The following is a 16,139-nucleotide window of genomic DNA, read 5'->3' on the forward strand; positions in this document are numbered from 1 at the left end:
CAGAGTATACAATACTTTTTCGTATAGGTCATATGAGATTATGCATATTAACTAATTCACATAAAAAGGTTGTTCTTTTTAAAAGAACAACCTTTTTTCATTAGCAAGTTTGTAATACGCAGCATGTATTTTCAAAACGTTGATTTTTCAAATCTTCATTACTAATACAGAAATATAGCATCCCTAGTTCTCCCCAAACCATATTACAATTTTTATGATCTGAATCAATTTGGAATAAAAGAGTCATTTGCTGCGGGTTTACTCCCATATATTCTCCTGTCTCATATAACACTTCTTCTTGTACAGAGAATGGTTCACCAAACATTTGATGGTTATCGTAGTTATCCGGAATTAGCTCTTCAAGTAATTGTAAGAAACGATCTGAATCAGCCTCATCTTCAATGAAAAGCTCTGGTAATTTGTATGTCAGTTCAAAAGTAATTGCACACTGGTTATATTTCGTTTGTATTTCATTTTCTCTTCGTAGTTGCTCTACAGGAACATCATAATAAAGTACACGCCCAGCTTCTGTTAGATTCACATTTTCTTCAAAATAATTTTCAATGCAAAAGAAATACAGCATCCCCGTCTTAGGAAGATTGTGATCCATACCAACGTTTTGTAAATCACTTAAGTTAAATTGCACGATAAATTGTAGTGGCTTTCCTTTATGCTTTGGATATTCAAACAAAGCTGGTAAATCAGGAACTCCCCCCATTTTCGAACTACCTATCGCAACAGTTTCCTGTTGCTTTGGCACAACTTTTATACAAGGAAATACAGTATTAATAAGTTCCTCTTTCAAGTGTGTTAGTTCATATTTATCAATTAATACTTCAATTTTTTTATTCATAAATTCTCCTTACATTTACATACTTATTTATATCATAGTACAAAGATTATACTTCATTCTTTACAAAATCAACAAGCCTCCAAAAAACGGGCTTATCCTTCGTACGCGAACAAGTTTAAAAAAGCATACTATACATTGTTCCTACAAACACGATAATTCTTTAGTTCTTCCAGTACATTTTCCCCTCGTTCATTTTCATTTTCAATATAAGGAGGAATTCCACATGGGTTACGGATATAGTTGCGGCGGTTACGGTTACGGCGGTAGCTGTGGTGGTTGTGGTTACGGCGGTTTCGCTTTATTAATCGTTTTATTTATCCTTCTAATCATCATCGGAGCTAGCTGTTGGGGCGGCTTTGTAGGCTGCTAGTAAACTTAAAAACTATTTAAAAAAAGCACGTACAATACGTGCTTTTTTGCCATTTCCAAATCTTTCATTCGAAAGGAAGTATGTTTAATGAAGATTGATGGTGTTTTTGAAGGAGGCGGTGTGCGCGGTATTGCGCATGTCGGGGCAATTTGCGCGTTAGCCGAAAAAGGTTATGAATGGGAACGTGTAGCTGGTACATCGGCTGGTTCGATTATTGCAGCGCTCCTAGCGGCAGGATATTCTTGTTCAGAGTTAAAAACGATTATAACTGATATTGATTATAATAAATTTACGAAAAGAACTTTTATTGATAGAATTCCTTTTATCGGTAAGGGACTAAGTGCATGGACTACTCTAGGTATATACTCTAATGTATTTATAGAAGAATGGATTGAAGAATTACTTCGAAAAAAAGGTATTCATTTATTTACTGATTTACCAGATCTAAACAAACTAAAAATCATCGCCTCTGATATTAGTAATGGTAAAATGGTTGTCTTTCCTGACGACTTACCAAACTACGGATTTTTAAATTATCGCTTCTCTATCGCTAAAGCGGTAAGAATGAGTAGTACAATCCCCTTCTTCTTTGAACCCGTAAAATGGAGAACTCCAAAATGGAAGCAGCCTTGTTATATGGTTGATGGAGGAATTCTAAGTAATTATCCAATTTGGATCTTCGATTCACCTACCGCTCCTCGCTGGCCGACTTTCGGATTTCATTTTGTAAAAGATGAGATTCAAGCTGACCCTGCTCACTATAACGAGCCTATTTCTATGTTCAAAGGACTATTTAAAACAATGATGCAAGCTCACGATTTACGTCATTTAGATAAGGAATCAAAAGCAAGAACCATTACAATTCCAACAGGAACGATTACAAGTACTAATTTTGAACTGACAAAGGAAGAAAAAGAATGGCTTTACAATTCTGGTTATAACTCTGCTAATACATTTTTACAAGCTTGGAACTTTAGGCAATATATCGATGAGTATAGAAAAGGAAATCAAGACCGAAAGACAAATCGATTTTTCCGTCAACTTGACTCATAATATTATTACTTTGCATATAAATACGAGAACGTTTAACAACTTAATAGTAAATAAGCCTAGTAATTTCTTATATTACTAGGCTTATTTACTTCTTATATAATCTCGGACATTGTTTAAGGGTACGTTAACCCTTCGGCTTCCTCTGCAGTAACAACTATGTAACGATTTCCCGTTCTTAATCCTAACAGTTCTGCTTTTTCAATCGCCTCTTGCTTCGTCTCCGCATAAGCAGCTAAATATTTTTCTCCATTGATCATTTGGCAAATTACATATTGTTTCATTACTTTCTCCTCTTACTTTTTCATTAGTTGTGCGAGTTTTTTTATACCTATTTCAATTTCTTCTAACGTTGCGTATGAATACGATAGGCGCAAAAATTGATTTGCACTTCTATCATATAAAGTACCTGGGTTTAATAAAACCTTTTCTTGCAGAGCTTTATCAAATAAACTGCGATATGAAATGGGTACTTTTATATGTACCCATATATAAAACCCGCCTGTTGGTTCATGCCAAGTTGCTATTTCATGAAGATATTTATCTAACATTAGTAACATAAAGTCTCTTCGTTTTTTCAATTCACTTCTTACAAATCGCAAATGCTCATCATATAGACCATTTGTAAACCACTCTGCTGCAATTTGCTGGGATATAGTGCTTGAACCATAATCTGTTTGCATTTTTATGTCTGACAATCTTTGAATTACTGGCTCGGGTCCAACAATCCATCCAATTCTTAAACCTGGACTAATTACTTTGGACATGCTTCCAATATGTAGTACAATTCCATTTTTATCATAGGCTTTTAAAGGTTTCGAACTAGGTGCATCAAACCATAAGTCTTGATACACTGCGTCCTCTATAATAGGTAATCCAATTTCATTACATACTTCCATTATTTCTTTTCGCTTCTTAGTATTCATACTAAAATTCGTCGGATTATGAAAAGACGGGATTGTATATAAAATAGAGGCATTGAATTGCTTCTTATATTTCTTAATATATGATGTATGTAACCCGCTCTCATCCATTGGGATTCCAATTAAACGTACCCCTGCTGATTGAAAAACATTAAGCGAATACAAATAGGATGGTTTCTCTAATAAGATTGATGCCCCTTTCGAAAGAAGCCCCATAGAAATAAGTTGCAGCGCTTGAATTGCTCCTGAAACAATTAATATAGAGGCAGGAGATACATATACGCCATGCTCCTTTAAGTATTCGGAAATCTTTTCCCTTAAATAAAGATTTCCTTTCGGCTCTTCATACCCAAGCGTCACATTTGACTTTAAAAGCTTATTCATAATTTCTTTCATCTTTTTCTCAGGTAAGAGACTCGGCGCGAGCTCACCCGTTCCTAATCGAATTACATGTGGATAAAATTCAGCTTGATTAATCTCTTGAATAGCTGGGAGATTCGGATAATGAACTCCTGTTTCTACATAAGACTGCCAATTAGGCGGGGGTGCGTATGTTGAAGCATTCTCATTATTATTTACAACAATTGTTCCTTTCCTGCCATTCCCTTCAATATATCCCTTCGCAACTAGTTCATCGAAAGCCATTACAATTGTGCTTCGATTCACACCAAATGTATGGGCCAAATCTCTTTGTGAAGGTAATTTTGTTCCAACAGTCCATTCTCCATTAACGATCCTTTCTTTTATATACGTTTCTATTTGTTTATACAGCGGCGTCGCTAGAGACATATTCGGTTTCCAAACGAATCTTTCCATCATATCACCTTATATTCTTTTTGGTTGGTAACCTCCCCAACCATATGGATGGATACAAATTTTCATTTCTTCTATACAATATACACTATCATAATGAATTAAAATAGGAGGTAATATGATGAGTGAAGCAATTATTCATGGTATCATTCTTGCATTTGGACTTATCATTCCATTAGGTGTACAAAATGTTTTTGTCTTTAACCAAGGTGCTAGCCAACCAAACATTTGGAGGGCAGCCCCTGTAGTATTAACTGCCTCTATATGTGATACGTTACTCATATTGATTGCGGTGCAAGGTGTCTCCCTTGTACTCCTTACTTTTTCTTGGTTAACTAACTCGTTATATATAATTGGATTTTTCTTTCTCCTATATATGGGCTTTGTTATTTGGAGAAGTAACCCTTCCAACGATGTAAAACAAGAAAAAAGTATGCCATTAAAAAAGCAAATCCTTTTCGCAGCATCAGTTTCGTTATTAAATCCACATGCAATTTTAGACACAATCGGTGTAATTGGAACAAATTCTATTCAATACATAGGAAGTGAAAAATGGGCTTTTACACTTGCAACTATTATCGTTTCTTGGATTTGGTTTATAAGCTTAGCTTTGGCGGGGAAATTTCTAAAAAGACTAGACTCAACCGGAAAGACAATCTTATTATTAAATAAATTTTCTGGTCTCATCATATGGGGTGTCGCGCTTTACATGTTAAAACAAGTTATTTATTCTTAATGAACGAAAGAGAATTGCATGTTACTGAAAACATCATGCAATTCTCTTACAAATTATGAAGTAGGTTCCGGTTTCTGTTTTACCTTCTTTGCATCTTTTGCTGGTTTAATCCAAATGATTGCTATAACAGCACCAATGGCAGCGAAAATACTTGTCAAATAAAACACTTCATGGTCCGCCCCTTTCATAAAAAAAGAATATAAAGGTGGTCCAGCTGCTACACCGATAAATCGCATTGAACTATAAAAGGACGTAACCGTTCCCCTTTGCTCCTTTTCAATTCCTTGTGTAATGAGGGCATCTAAACATGGGAGTGCCATACCAATTCCTATCCCCATAATAACGAGACAAAGAAGTAGTAAGTAAATCCCTTTTATAAATAAAGGAATGATGACTGATGCAGCTGCCATTAAAAAACCAATATAAATACACTTCTTCATAACATTTTGATTATCTCCAATTTTTTTACCGGCCATATAGGAACTAAGTGACAGTACAAGTAACGGGATAGCAAGCACACACCCTTTCCATATACCATGAATGTCATACTTTGATTCCAGTATAGTCGACAAATAAAAGAGAATTCCGAATAAAATAAGCATAATAATTGCACCTAATGCAAAAATGGCAATTAACCATCTTCCCTTTTCTCGAAACGTAGAGATAATAGATCGAATAAACTCTTTTAATGGCGGTACTTCCCCTTCTTGTTTTTTTGCCTTTACTAATACCAGCAATAAAACAATTGATACGACACATAAAACTGGAATCGCCCAAAATGGTAAGAACCATACAATGGCAGCAAGAGCAGATCCTAAAATAGGGCTCAACACTTTTCCAAATGTATTGGATGTCTCAATGATTCCCAAACCTGTACTAACTTGTTTTTCATCTTTGTATAAATCACCAACACACGGTATAACAACCGGCATTGCACCAGCAGCACCAATACCTTGAATCGCTCTACCGATTAGTATCCAAATGTAGGGATTATCAACTTTCCATGATACCCAACCAGTTATCGCTCCTCCTATAGCCGCAATCAGCAAACTCGGAACCATTACCATCTTTCGTCCCCATCTATCTGATAAATAACCAGCAATCGGTATAAGTAAAATGGCTACGATAGAGTAAATTGTAATAATCATGGATACTTGAAACGATGAAATATGTAATTTCTTTTCAATTGTCGGCAAGATTGGAATGAGCATTGAATTCCCTAATGTCATGACAAGTGGAACTGATGCAAGCGCAATTAAACAACAGTTTTCTTTTTTTAACATGTTGATTTCGGAACCTTTCATCATATATTTCTTACCATATAATAGCCCTGCTGGAACATAATTTTCATTCCATCAGGGCTATTACACCTTTAATACTTCCCATTCACAACAAAAGAAATTGGGTAAAATATAGTATTACTTCTATTCTTTGAATTCTGTTCGCTATATATCCATACCAATTAATTGAAAAAAAAAGAAAGGAAGAATCCTTCCTTTCTCCTATAACCTTCTACATTTAGCGAGTATATCCGCCACCAAGCTGTTGTTCTGCCATCGCTACTAGGCGTTTTGTGATTTCACCGCCTACAGAACCGTTTGCACGTGAAGAAGTATCAGCTCCAAGTTGTACACCGAACTCTTGTGCAATTTCATACTTCATTTGATCTAAAGCTGCTTGTGCTCCATGTGATGCTAATTGATTAGAATTACGATTTCTAGCCATTACCAATCACCTCCTTATTTATATATAAATTGTGTAAAATTCGAATTAAAATACATGGAAATTTTTGGATATTTTCACAGTAAAAAAAGAGCCTCTAAACGAGACTCTCACATCATTTCACATTATGAAGTTACTACTTCTAAATTTCTATTTATTAATACTTTCATTTCTTCTTTTAATATCTCTTTTGAGTTATGTCCAAACCATTCTAACGAAGCAAAAAGATCCGTGTCTCTCACTTCCTGAATAATCTCATCATAATTTACAATACCTTCAAATAACGGAACCATACCAATACGGCTTCCTGCTGCAGCATATACATTATTAGGTTCAAACACATGCAAATAATCCGCTGAAGATATATTCTTAAAATGGTAATGTAGTGTCCACGGCTTTAATCGATGGAAACTGTCTATTGGATCTGCGCCAGACTCCCATATATGAAGAAAATCAAGATTTATTTTTAAATTCGGATGATTTACTTCTTCTAATAGTTCTATAGTAGAAGGCAATGTGTCTGTTAGTGTATTAGGATGTGTTTCTAACAGCACATACATATTGTGCTGAGCAAACACATCACAAATCTTACGTATTCGCTTCACATACTCTTTCCTCTCTTGTTCCGAGAAGTCCTCGCTCCCTTTTTGCCCAGCAAACGTGCGAATTTTATTTGTATTAAACCAATTAGCTAGTACTACAAGTTGTTCACTTTTCTCTATCGTTTTTTCAAAATCTGCTGATAATGATATATCTAAGTAATCACTTATCATCGTAATTTCTAAGTTTTTATCCATTAGAAAATTCAATTCTCGTTCTGTCGTTTCACGCTCTTGCATATACAAATTTTGTGCATGAGTCCCCCATAATTCAATTCCTTCAAAACTGTTTTCATATGCAAATTGAACAATATCAGTAAATGAAATTAATTGATGACGAAATGAAATGGTACATAGCGAATATTTCATAGCTTTAAACTCCCCTATCTTAAATTAAGTTAGCTTCTTAAAAAGTTACGACAGACTGATTTGTTTTCATACCTTTCCATGATAGAAACTGTCTCTCTAATTCCTTCTTAATTTGCAGCTCAATTGCATTCATTTCATCCAGTTTTTCAATAATCGCTACTAGCATATCTTTATTGTTCGTCATCGCCATTTTAATTGCACGATACTGTACATTTGTAAATCCTTGTACAATATCCTCTACCCGATCACACCAATAATCAAATTCTTGCTCCGAATATTGCAACGTTTCACGGAAGTATGCAAAGGCATGCTCATAACTATATTTACGAATTGCAAGTACTGGTATTTGTTTTACTGCTGCTACAAGTCCAGAAAGCGCATATCCTTCTTCCTCATTTGCCATTTTTACAATTAAATTTTTCAGTTCCATAGTCAGTTCATTGTCGTTCTTTTTGAATGTTTCTGTGAAATAACTAGCTACTGTTTCTTGTGTTGGCTCCCCAATTCCTTCTATATCAATGAAATATCCTCCACCAAATGGGTTATCTTGAATAGAGTGAAGCACTTTTTCTCTTTCCATATTCCCTTCCCAACGAAAATCAGGATCTAGCATGAACCACTCTTCTTCTTTCTCTGTTTTTGATATCATTAAATAATGTGGAAACGGTTTTTGATGAAATTTATTTTCCCTCTCTGGTAATAGAGACATATCAACCATTACAATGACATAACGATTTTCCGGCTTGTTTTCTACTAATTCTAAAAACATTTCTACATTGCTATCTTTATCTTTTGCATGATCATACCATTCGTTTACTTTAATACCGTACAATTTTTCAAACCAAAGTAAATAATGATCATGGTTAATGTTTTCAGAGTGATACGAAATAATTCCGCCTTCTGTTATATCAAAATCTCCATCCCATAGTCCAAAATAAAATGGACGAAAATCAATGTCGCTACGCCTTTTTATAATTTCACAAAAACAACTCACTAAACAGTGCACTTTAATTGAAGTCATACTCTCATCCACTTTCTTAAAGGTTAGTTATTTACATTTACTTCCTGCAACGGCTGTAACTCCTCCATAAAATCAAGCAAAGATCCTACAGTAAGAAATGCCTTTGGATCTACCTCATCCTCTGGAACGCATAGCTTTACATCCATTTCTATGTATACAATAAGCTGCAACATCATTACCGAATCTATATATAAATCTTGATTTAAGCGCATCTCTTCTTCTAAATACGTTACATTTTTCAGTTCCATTTTTTCTACCATAATTTTTAACACTGCATTCTTTAACGCTTCTCGTCTCATGTTGTAACCTCTCCCATCTCTAGTAACTTTCTACTTACTTTTCCAGTTTTATTTTTCGGAATTTCAGTTACACTTTCAATTTCATGAGGAACTTTATAAGAAGGTAAGTGCTGAATACACCATTCTCTTATTTGCACCGGATCAATATGAGAGATCACTTTCGCTTTAACTATTTCTCCCATCACAGGATGTTTCCCTCGATATACAATTGCCTCTTGCACACCTTCCAATCGAAGCATCGTTTCTTCTACCTCTATAGGAAAGACTTTTAATCCTGAAACGTTAATTACATCGTCCATACGCCCCATAAAATGAATGCCACGCTCAGATTTATACCCTAAATCTTTCGTGAAAATTTCCTTACCGTTCATTTTCACGACGATTTCTTCCGGTGCATTTTCCTCTGAACCTATGCTTATACTCGCATGAGGTAGAGGGTTTCCTAAATCTAAATGGCTTTTCATATCATGGCATATACTAATACAACCTGCTTCAGAACAACCGTATTGCTGCATCATATATGTTGTCATTTCTTTTAGTTTATAAAATAGTGCTTCTGGCAAAGGCGATCCTGATGTCATAATTTTATGAAACTGGAACGTTCCTAATGGAAAACTTCCCATAATGTGTAACATAAGTGGTACTGCATATATGATATGTTTTTCTGTATTACGAACTATATTTAATGCGAATTTAGGATTTTTGTTCGTAATGATTACAGGCTTGCTCCCCCTCGTAATTGCTGATAACGTACCACATATTAGTCCGTATGAATGTGAAACAGGAGCCATAACGATTGGCACTTCATCTACTTCACAGTTTAAAGCTTCATTATAGGCAGTAATTTCTGTATCAACTTCCGTCCATGCTCTACGAATCAGTTTCGGTTCTCCCGTAGTTCCCGAACTATATTGCAATAAAGAAGGTTCTTCTAGTAAAAAGTTCCCTACTTCTAATTTTGTAAAATCGCCATATTCTCCATATAAAACTCCTACACTATTTGCACGCTTTGCCATTTCAATAGCCGTTTCTTTTGGCGTATCTTCATGTATAAGTAATACTGATGATTTCTTTTCTTTTAAGAAAAACACAAGCGTAATAATATCGAATGGATCTTTCAGACAAAGTGCAAATCTATTTCCTTCTGCTTCTTGAAATTGTTCCATTTCCTCATAAACTTGTAATCTCAAATCAAAATCACTTTTGCTATACTCTTGTTTATTAACGATTAGCATAATTTCCCCCTGTAACAACTGATTTTTGTTTCATAAGTTGTCTTACTCTATACAATGGATTTGGAACTTCATGAACAAGCGATTCCACATCCATATATAATCGACGTTTCGTTAATTGTTCAGCATAGAATGTAGGTGCATATAATTGAATATTTTCAAATCTACCTTTCAAATGTGGATATATTCTTAAATGATCTTCAATTTCTTCAACAACCATCATCCAAAAATGTTCTTCTTTCAATCCATATTCATCCGCAAGTACGAATGCTAATTCTCCTAAATTAAACAGGAAAAGTGCATCTAACACCATCTCTTGCAAACATTCGATGCGATCCATTTCAAAGAAATCATTCATTTTTCCATTCGCATATGTTTTATGCATTTTAGTAAAGTCGGGACATTTGTCAACTTCTTTCAAATATGGACGATAAAACTCAAGCCCTTCATGAAAATCCTTTAACGCAATACGAACAGGCACCCCTTCTTTATGGACTAGAATCATATTTTGTCCATGTGATTCCAGTGCGATACCATGCTCTACAACAAGATGTATAACTGGTATTATCGCTTTTTGAATAAGTAATTGTAGCCAATCCTTCATTCCATATTTGTTCAACCACGCATCAATAATTGGTGTACCATCTTTCTCTTTAGCGTATAAACCATTAAAAGGAATTGCATCCTCTTGTGCATCTAAATACTTATGAATGCTTTCGCGCCAAATACATCCTAATGAACCATATATAGCTTTCTTATTCGTGTCATACGTTACACTTGAAAACTCGCTTAACAAGATTAAACGTGCTTCATCGCTTAAATAGGCGTCATTACTTACAACATCATTTAACCAATTTGATATTGCTGGTGCACTCACAACAGAGTATGGTTTCAGTGTACGGAGTGTTGAAGTGTTGAGTAAATTCATCGATAATTTAACGTACGGTTTCTTTGGACTCGTAATATTTCTTAACGTTCTCATTGACTGTTGCGCGCAATAATCGTCCTCTGATGTTCCTAAATAAATAATAAAATTACCCTGTATATGATCCCCATAATTTGAAATGATGAAATTCTCCCACTGCCATGGGTGAACAGGTATAAACACGTACTGTTTTGGATTACATCCCTTATTACGAATTCGTTCCATAAACTCTTCTAATTTACGATCGCCAATCTCCTCTTTTAAAAGGTCGTTATACATCACTTCATTCTCATAACCTACAGTCGCATAATTCTTATGCGCTGCAATCCATATGAGTTTTATTGGCTGCATAAATTCATATCCATATTGAAAATTGTCACGATATTGAAATCCAACACGTGCTTTATAACTAGGGTGATATGGATGGCCGTCTATTAAATGGCTTTCAAACTCATCGTAAGATTTTTGAGTATATTCTTTCTTATTATTTCTTTCATATCGTGCAATCGTGTCTTTAAATATTGTTTGTTCTAATTCGTGCATAAAAGAATCTAATTTAGCTTGTTCTACACTAGCAACCCGAAAAACTTCTTCTAGAAATTGCGAGACAGATTGTATTTCTTGCTGTTCATCTTGGACTCTTACTATTAATGAGTCTAAAGAAATACGTCCAAATGTCATCCGTTCCCTGCCATAGCATTTGTACGTGACACTTTTGTCTTCTTCATCAAGTCCTTGTATTATAAAAAGAATTTGTTCTTCTTTTTCTATGCGAACCGGTGTAATAATCCCCTCATAAATTAACGATTCTACTAATTGACGTAGCACTCTTCTTCGTACTGAAATGTAATCTTCTGATTCGAGCGCCTTCAATACTTTCGTATGATACATGTCCACTCTCATAAAACCCTCCACCTTATGACAAAATACCATTATTTGTATTACGTGAAATTTTAACGCTATTTATGAACGAACAGCCACTTCTCTAACGAGCGGATTATGTACTTGCACATAAATTGCTTGCTCTAATGGATTACTTAACTCATCGACATCGAAAAATCTCGTTAGTAAATTTGCTTTACACGCTAACTTATCTTCGTCCAATAATTCTCTTAAAAATGTTGAAGGTTCCCGGTTATACGGAAGGAATGATTCAAGTACAGACCTTAATTCCGAGAGAAGAATTTCCTCCTTAATTAATCCTGCTGTGCCAAAACCATTAATGAGGCCAAACATATGATTGAAAATTAAGTAGTAACGAAATCTCTCATCCACAATATAGTCGTCATATAAATTTCCAGTACGTTCTCCAATACCAACTAATTCATTATTAAGCATCTCTTTCATTGAATTACAGAAATAAAATCCTTGATTATCACGGAAATAATATTTGACCGGATAACCATCCTTTAGCTGCACAACGCTATTTTGCTGATGAGCTTCTAGTGCAACACCGTACTGTAAATACATCCATACCATCGGCTTTAAAGAAATATTCATATATCGTCTAAACCACTCTAAACTTACTTCTTCACAGCTTTTACCTTCTAAATCTGCTAGGCGATGAATAATATTTGATAACCGCGTACGCTCCCCAGGTATAGCATCTTGAACTAGCCCAGCAATTAATGTTGCGTCGTTTGCATGTTCACTATAAAAAGGGTTCTCGCGAATAATCACTTCAAATCCAGATTCTTGTGTTCCATAATTTAATGTAATATATGCTGGATCACAAATAAAATCAAAGCCTGGAAATCTCTCTCGTACTTCACCAATAGCCGTATTTAACATTTCCTTCCCTTCAAGACCACTCTCAAGTTCTTTCAGTTTATTAATACGCATTGAATTCGTTACTTTCACCGGAAATGAAAACTTAAGCATATACTTCGAATCGGGATGATACAGCGTCCTTAGCGATGATGTTGCCATATAATACTTACCTACAGGTCCAATATACTCAAGCAATTCTTGAACTATCCAATCTTGTACGTAAGCTTGATGCAAGAGCCATTCTGCCTGAAGCGGATGAATTGGAATTAATGCATATTGATCTTCCTTACAGTACTTCGCTATAAATTCCTTACTAACCATCTCATCATTACTTAATTCTTCTTTTATAATCGTTGTTGTAGAATCTGATAATAATGATTTTTCATTTACTATACTTTTATGGGCCCGAAAATAATGAAGCTGACATTCTCCTTTTAATTCTGGAGAATAAATTGCATTTTTCCAATCCAATATCCCCTGTCTACTCTTTGGTGTAGGATGAGTTAAATGCCCAAATAATAACGACTGCTCCGCTTCTATAAAAGTTGTATGGAAACCGTATAATGCGGACGTATCTTTTATTCTCTCTTTTGTAAATTCCTCAATATTTTGACAACTACGGATAACTCGAAGCATAAGTTCCGCAGGATTCGTCCCTTCTCCGTAGTTGATAGACATCTCTTTTATTAAAAATGTAATAACTGTAACGTAATCTGCTTTAATAACAGAATTACTATCTCCAATTTGATAATAAAATTGTTCTCCAAACAAATGACGATCTGTTGATGATTTATATATAACTTCTCCATACAAAGTAACGTTCTGTGCCGATAGCCGACAACATAAATATGTGGGGACTGTATCTCTATTCAACGTATTACTGAAGATACTTTTCATTCTTTCATCCTCTGTAATCCATTCTCCACTCCCTGTTTCTCTTAAATAACAGTTTAAAAAGCTTTGTAATGTTGCATGTTCTGCGATTTGTTTCGCATGCTGCATGTTGGTCCTCCTCTTTATATTAAAGCTATCGAAATTTTATATAATAAACGATAATTGAATGTCGTTATCAATTATGATTCTAATTGATAATGATATTCAATTCAATAGTATATTTCAGAATTTTTTTATCTGATTTAATCTTCCTTGTTTTCCCACTTTTCTTTAATCTAGTTAAAAATACGCGAAAGAAATACTCAGTTTCAAAGTACATACTTACTATTTTTCATTAGTAATCTATCCAAAATGGTTAAACAAAAGAGGTATACCTTAATTGGTATACCTCTTTCAAACATAAAGTTTACATAATAATATTATTTAAGCAAATCTATATAACTGTTTGTATAACAAATTCAAATCTCTCCAACAATACGCTGTTTCTTCTATCTTTACTCTCTCTAAAAATTTCATATCTATTTTTTCAGGGTTAAATTTTTCATAAAACTTTGTAGAAGGATTATTCGTAACAACCCAAACTAAAAGTGATTGCATATCATTGTTTATACAATCCGATAATAAAGCTTGAAATAACTTTTGTCCTATTTTCATTCCTTGATACTCTTGTAAAAGGTAGATTGCATATAATTCTCCGTCACAATTATATGTACCAGTTCTTTCTACTCCCCCATCGATAAATCCGACTATTTCTCTATTTGAATTCTCTGCTACAAATCTAAATTGATGATTACCTTCTTTTTGAAAAATATCTTCCCATTGTTTTTCTCGTTTCTCATATGCTATATTATCTAAAATTTCGTCAGCAAATATCCCTTTATACGTTGTTTTCCAACTATCAACATGCACCTTTGCTATACCTGGTATATCATCCTTTATTGCTCTTCTAATATGTATTCCCATCATTTCTCCCCCTCGTTACTCATCATTATATCAATTTCATTCCTTAAAAATCCAAATAAAAAAGAGTGAATTCACTTCACTCTTTTTTATCACAATTATCTACTTTCCACTTCAACTGAAACTACTCGATCAATCTCTTTCAGGGAACTATATAACTCTGTTGTATATAAATCTTCTGGAGCTAAAATAACCATCTCCAGTTGCTGAAATGCTCCACTATCTATATCTTTAATTTTCACGCGTTTCACATGCATGCCTAAATTTTTAATTTGCTTAAATATACCATCTAACTCATGATGCTCTTTAACAGTAATTTTTATAGATAAATCCTTTTGTCTTAATGAATACGGTCCTGCAATTTTCACAAGTTGCGGAAGTACATTAATCGCTAAAATAATTAAAACCATAGCAACTGTCGCTTGTAAATAAAATCCCGCACCAATTGCAATCCCTAAAGCTGAAGCAGCCCACACCATAGAAGCTGTCGTTAATCCAGAAATAACGTCATTACTTCTTCGTAAAATGACACCTGCGCCAAGAAAACCAATTCCACTAACAATTTGAGCAGCCAGTCGCATCGGATCCATATTTGTATGTCCTGGAACAGAATATACATGCACAGATTCAATTGAAACCATCGTAATTAAACAACTTGCTACAGAAATAACCATACTTGTCTTCACACCAAGTGGTTTATTCTTTAGCTGCCTATCTATCCCGATGAATAATCCTAAAAAGAGTGCTAAACCTAATTTGAGTAAAAATTCATATGACATATTTCCATTCTCCTTACTTTACAATGTTTCCCTTAGAATAACTCACTATAACTCTTTTGTGATATCAATTCCAGTCTTTTCTATTCATTTAACGTAAAAAACCGAAAAAACATTTATAACGATGTTTCTCCGGCTTTTTATTACACTTTAGATTCTTCTTTATTTCTGATCTTTAATCTTAATTTCTGCATCTTTGTAGAATGCTAATTTACTGTCATTATACTCTTTTGTAAATTTGTTAAACTGCTCTTTCGACTTTTGTGCTTCCACATTTAATTCATTAACAGTTTTAACTTTTTCACCGATTTCTTTTAATTTCGTTTCTTTTACTTTTAATTTTTCATACAGTTCTTTTTCAGTCACTAACACTTTCGTGTAATTTTCATTCATCTTTTTGAATGCATCATAACGATTCTTATACGACTCTTCTACTGCTTTTGCTTGTTTTTGTAACTTCTTATCTTCAATCTTCTCTATATTACTTTGAACAGATTTCGTTTCCTTCTGTGCTTTTTCTAGCATTTCTTTCTCACTTTTCAATACTTTTTCACGATCATCTACATTTGCAGTAGCTTGCTCTATTTTCTTCACAACTGCTTCATTATGATCTTTACCTTCTTGCAAAATTTGAGCATATAGTTCTTGACCTTGTTTCTCTAACTGCTCTAATTTTTTTGCTTCATCCACTAAAGATTTTTCTTGTGTTGCTGCTGTTTCAAAAGCTGTATATAAATTTTCTTCTGGTTTTTCACCGAAACAACCTGTTAAAAGTCCTACTGATAATGCTCCAACTACTGCTACTTTTCCATACTTCAACGTTCATT

17 protein-coding genes are annotated in these 16,139 nt (G+C 34.2%); 3 read left to right on the forward strand and 14 right to left on the reverse strand.

Annotation, left to right across the window (positions count from 1 at the left end):
• Positions 1-100: 100 nt before the first annotated feature.
• Complete coding sequence (locus MR170_RS13090; protein WP_242308400.1) at positions 101-853, reverse strand: YwqG family protein; 753 nt, start codon at positions 851-853, stop codon at positions 101-103.
• Positions 854-1,076: 223 nt separating this feature from the next.
• On the opposite strand from MR170_RS13090, the gene MR170_RS13095 reads away from it, so the two are divergent.
• Together MR170_RS13095 and MR170_RS13100 are read left to right on the forward strand one after the other, a co-directional pair.
• Complete coding sequence (locus tag MR170_RS13095; protein ID WP_000540425.1) at positions 1,077-1,223, forward strand: YjcZ family sporulation protein; 147 nt, start codon at positions 1,077-1,079, stop codon at positions 1,221-1,223.
• An 87-nt stretch (positions 1,224-1,310) separates the two neighbouring features.
• The gene (locus MR170_RS13100; RefSeq protein WP_242308401.1) at positions 1,311-2,276 is read left to right on the forward strand and encodes a patatin-like phospholipase family protein; all 966 of its coding nucleotides are present in this window, start codon (positions 1,311-1,313) and stop codon (positions 2,274-2,276) included.
• Positions 2,277-2,389: 113 nt separating this feature from the next.
• Here MR170_RS13100 and MR170_RS13105 read toward each other — a convergent pair whose 3' ends face one another.
• Both MR170_RS13105 and MR170_RS13110 read right to left on the reverse strand, forming a co-directional pair.
• Positions 2,390-2,557 carry a DUF3933 family protein gene (locus MR170_RS13105; protein ID WP_050843318.1) on the reverse strand — a complete coding sequence of 56 codons (168 nt, stop codon included), beginning with the start codon at positions 2,555-2,557 and terminating at the stop codon, positions 2,390-2,392.
• Positions 2,558-2,569: 12 nt separating this feature from the next.
• Positions 2,570-4,012, reverse strand: coding sequence for an aminotransferase-like domain-containing protein (locus tag MR170_RS13110; protein ID WP_050843316.1), 1,443 nt, complete (start codon positions 4,010-4,012; stop codon positions 2,570-2,572).
• 118 nt (positions 4,013-4,130) lie between these two features.
• Between MR170_RS13110 and MR170_RS13115 the strand changes: the two genes are divergently transcribed.
• A complete protein-coding gene (locus tag MR170_RS13115) occupies positions 4,131-4,745 on the forward strand; it encodes a LysE/ArgO family amino acid transporter (protein WP_001287303.1) in 615 nt (204 codons plus the stop codon).
• Positions 4,746-4,798: 53 nt separating this feature from the next.
• Here MR170_RS13115 and bcbE read toward each other — a convergent pair whose 3' ends face one another.
• The 11 genes from bcbE to MR170_RS13170 all read right to left on the reverse strand — a co-directional run bounded on the left by bcbE (position 4,799) and on the right by MR170_RS13170 (position 16,131).
• Complete coding sequence (gene bcbE, locus MR170_RS13120; RefSeq protein WP_242308411.1) at positions 4,799-6,028, reverse strand: bacillibactin exporter BcbE; 1,230 nt, start codon at positions 6,026-6,028, stop codon at positions 4,799-4,801.
• 235 nt (positions 6,029-6,263) lie between these two features.
• The gene (locus MR170_RS13125; protein WP_000113545.1) at positions 6,264-6,470 is read right to left on the reverse strand and encodes an alpha/beta-type small acid-soluble spore protein; all 207 of its coding nucleotides are present in this window, start codon (positions 6,468-6,470) and stop codon (positions 6,264-6,266) included.
• 122 nt (positions 6,471-6,592) lie between these two features.
• Positions 6,593-7,435, reverse strand: coding sequence for a sugar phosphate isomerase/epimerase family protein (locus MR170_RS13130; RefSeq protein ID WP_242308403.1), 843 nt, complete (start codon positions 7,433-7,435; stop codon positions 6,593-6,595).
• A gap of 37 nt (positions 7,436-7,472) precedes the next feature.
• Entirely contained in the window at positions 7,473-8,456 is a 984-nt protein-coding gene (locus MR170_RS13135; protein WP_043935041.1) for a DUF6005 family protein, read from the reverse strand.
• A 23-nt stretch (positions 8,457-8,479) separates the two neighbouring features.
• A complete protein-coding gene (gene asbD / locus MR170_RS13140; RefSeq protein WP_043935040.1) occupies positions 8,480-8,755 on the reverse strand; it encodes a petrobactin biosynthesis protein AsbD in 276 nt (91 codons plus the stop codon).
• Positions 8,752-9,990 carry an AMP-binding protein gene (locus tag MR170_RS13145; RefSeq protein ID WP_242308405.1) on the reverse strand — a complete coding sequence of 413 codons (1,239 nt, stop codon included), beginning with the start codon at positions 9,988-9,990 and terminating at the stop codon, positions 8,752-8,754. Before MR170_RS13145 ends, asbD begins: the two co-directional genes overlap by 4 nt.
• Entirely contained in the window at positions 9,977-11,815 is a 1,839-nt protein-coding gene (locus MR170_RS13150) for an IucA/IucC family protein (RefSeq protein WP_242308406.1), read from the reverse strand. Before MR170_RS13150 ends, MR170_RS13145 begins: the two co-directional genes overlap by 14 nt.
• 60 nt (positions 11,816-11,875) lie before the next feature.
• Positions 11,876-13,684, reverse strand: a complete 1,809-nt coding sequence (locus MR170_RS13155; protein ID WP_242308407.1) for an IucA/IucC family protein — start codon at positions 13,682-13,684, stop codon at positions 11,876-11,878.
• Between the two features lie 315 nt (positions 13,685-13,999).
• Complete coding sequence (locus MR170_RS13160) at positions 14,000-14,542, reverse strand: GNAT family N-acetyltransferase (RefSeq protein WP_050843309.1); 543 nt, start codon at positions 14,540-14,542, stop codon at positions 14,000-14,002.
• A gap of 92 nt (positions 14,543-14,634) precedes the next feature.
• Positions 14,635-15,315 carry an MgtC/SapB family protein gene (locus MR170_RS13165; protein WP_000119510.1) on the reverse strand — a complete coding sequence of 227 codons (681 nt, stop codon included), beginning with the start codon at positions 15,313-15,315 and terminating at the stop codon, positions 14,635-14,637.
• A 159-nt stretch (positions 15,316-15,474) separates the two neighbouring features.
• Positions 15,475-16,131, reverse strand: a complete 657-nt coding sequence (locus tag MR170_RS13170) for a YkyA family protein (protein WP_016081993.1) — start codon at positions 16,129-16,131, stop codon at positions 15,475-15,477.
• Between the last annotated feature and the right edge of the window lie 8 nt (positions 16,132-16,139).

It is taken from the genome of Bacillus cereus group sp. BfR-BA-01524, assembly GCF_022662595.1.
GTDB classification, from domain to species: domain Bacteria; phylum Bacillota; class Bacilli; order Bacillales; family Bacillaceae_G; genus Bacillus_A; species Bacillus_A thuringiensis_S.

Coding starts and splice junctions, on each gene's coding strand:
- MR170_RS13100 (WP_242308401.1), top strand. CDS start 1,311: ATGAAGATTGATGGTGTTTTTGAAGGAGGCGGTGTGCGCGGTATTGCG.
- MR170_RS13155 (WP_242308407.1), bottom strand. CDS start 13,684: ATGCAGCATGCGAAACAAATCGCAGAACATGCAACATTACAAAGCTTT.
- MR170_RS13160 (WP_050843309.1), bottom strand. CDS start 14,542: ATGATGGGAATACATATTAGAAGAGCAATAAAGGATGATATACCAGGT.
- MR170_RS13090 (WP_242308400.1), bottom strand. CDS start 853: ATGAATAAAAAAATTGAAGTATTAATTGATAAATATGAACTAACACAC.
- MR170_RS13105 (WP_050843318.1), bottom strand. CDS start 2,557: ATGAAACAATATGTAATTTGCCAAATGATCAATGGAGAAAAATATTTA.
- MR170_RS13125 (WP_000113545.1), bottom strand. CDS start 6,470: ATGGCTAGAAATCGTAATTCTAATCAATTAGCATCACATGGAGCACAA.
- MR170_RS13095 (WP_000540425.1), top strand. CDS start 1,077: ATGGGTTACGGATATAGTTGCGGCGGTTACGGTTACGGCGGTAGCTGT.
- MR170_RS13135 (WP_043935041.1), bottom strand. CDS start 8,456: ATGACTTCAATTAAAGTGCACTGTTTAGTGAGTTGTTTTTGTGAAATT.
- MR170_RS13115 (WP_001287303.1), top strand. CDS start 4,131: ATGAGTGAAGCAATTATTCATGGTATCATTCTTGCATTTGGACTTATC.
- MR170_RS13150 (WP_242308406.1), bottom strand. CDS start 11,815: ATGAGAGTGGACATGTATCATACGAAAGTATTGAAGGCGCTCGAATCA.
- MR170_RS13165 (WP_000119510.1), bottom strand. CDS start 15,315: ATGTCATATGAATTTTTACTCAAATTAGGTTTAGCACTCTTTTTAGGA.
- MR170_RS13130 (WP_242308403.1), bottom strand. CDS start 7,435: ATGAAATATTCGCTATGTACCATTTCATTTCGTCATCAATTAATTTCA.
- MR170_RS13145 (WP_242308405.1), bottom strand. CDS start 9,990: ATGCTAATCGTTAATAAACAAGAGTATAGCAAAAGTGATTTTGATTTG.
- MR170_RS13110 (WP_050843316.1), bottom strand. CDS start 4,012: ATGGAAAGATTCGTTTGGAAACCGAATATGTCTCTAGCGACGCCGCTG.
- asbD (WP_043935040.1), bottom strand. CDS start 8,755: ATGAGACGAGAAGCGTTAAAGAATGCAGTGTTAAAAATTATGGTAGAA.
- bcbE (WP_242308411.1), bottom strand. CDS start 6,028: ATGTTAAAAAAAGAAAACTGTTGTTTAATTGCGCTTGCATCAGTTCCA.